At 66.4% G+C, this 833-nt stretch carries 1 protein-coding gene; it reads right to left on the bottom strand.

Features of this window, described 5'->3' with window-relative positions:
• Positions 1–833, bottom strand: an 833-nt coding sequence (locus AC5P1C_RS43865) for a putative T7SS-secreted protein (protein ID WP_493871596.1), incomplete at its 3' end; no start/stop codon positions are given.

Genomic DNA, 833 nt, shown 5'->3' on the forward strand with positions numbered 1-833 from the left:
AGGGCGGCGATGAGGACGATCGCGCCGAGGATCGGACCGCCGATGATCATCGCGATGACGCCAAGGACGGCGACGACGACCTTGCAGACGGCGACGATGGTGTCCCAGTTGTCGGTGACCCAGTCCCCGACCTCCTCCCACCACTTGCGGTTCTGAATACCCGCGTCGGAGGCGTCTTCGAGTTTCTTCTTCGCCGTGCCCGCCGCGTCCTCGCGCATCTTGCGGGCGTCCTCGGCCATCTTCTTCGCGGCGTCGAGGTTGCTCTTGGCGGCGGAGACGTCGGACTTGGCGGCCGTCTGGGCCTTCTCGGCGGAGTTGGCGTTGCGGGTGGCGGCCTTGACCTTGTCGGGGTCCGGCTTGGGTACGTCCTTGCCGGCCTTGGTGCCGCCGTCGTCGTCCTTGTACTTGTCGGCTTCCTTGCCCGCCTTGTCCATCCATGAGTCGGCGGAGGTGAGACGGGTCTGGGCGCTGCTCAAGTCCCCTTGTGCTTCACGGCCCTTGACCAGCGCCTTGTCGGCGAGGGCCTGGGCGCGCTCCAGCTCGGGCCAGTACGTCGACAGGGCGTCGCCGGCCATCTCGTAGCTCTTCTTGAGCTTCTTCAGCTTGCCCGGCGCGTCCTCGAACTCCGCCGTGAAGGACTCCGCGGTCTTGCCCGCCCAGGTGAGGATCGCGTCCTCGCCCGCCATCCCCTTGATGTCGCGGAGCACCTTCGACACGTCGTCGGCGAAATCGTGCAGGTTCTTGGCCAAGTTCCGAACCCGGTCCGGATCACCGGGCGTCGGATCCTTGTCCAAGTCCAGGACATGCCAATCCGCCGGACGATTCCCCGCCAT

This window comes from Streptomyces sp. A18 (assembly GCF_059026065.1).